The organism is Bacillus sp. NH11B, assembly GCF_001884205.1.
GTDB classification, from domain to species: domain Bacteria; phylum Bacillota; class Bacilli; order Bacillales; family Bacillaceae_G; genus Bacillus_A; species Bacillus_A proteolyticus.
The window spans coordinates 1-371 of the sequence record NZ_MAOG01000080.1 but is presented as its reverse complement, the minus strand read 5'-3'; the positions used below and the strand labels follow the sequence as shown (position 1 = coordinate 371).

At 33.2% G+C, this 371-nt stretch carries 1 protein-coding gene; it reads right to left on the bottom strand.

The window, feature by feature from the left end; translation table 11 throughout:
- The coding region (locus BAU27_RS11685; RefSeq protein ID WP_139254642.1) for a transposase at positions 1 to 371 on the bottom strand (371 nt) is incomplete at both ends.

Here is a 371-nt window from a genome sequence, read left to right as displayed (position 1 = left end):
TTCGTCCGTTGTGCTGTAGGAGGTTAAACAGACGAAGGAGAACCTTTGATAGCTCTTGGGTGTTTTTGTGTAATGCTTGGTGAAAAAGTGAAAAATAATCTTTAATTATGTACATTGCTTTATATTCACTTAGCTCTTTCTGTTTCTTACGTAACAGGAGTTCTCTCATCTTAAACATTGTAGAAGAACATAATAGGATACTAATGAGTTGTCCATAAAGATGACATTCTAATCGCTCTTGTTTAATAGATTTACAACGATGAATTTGAAACCAGGATTTCCATATTTTAAATAACAGTTCAATTTGCCAACGTAGTGAATATAAATCATAGATTTTCTCTTTTGGTACCCATTCCGTAGGAATGTTTGTC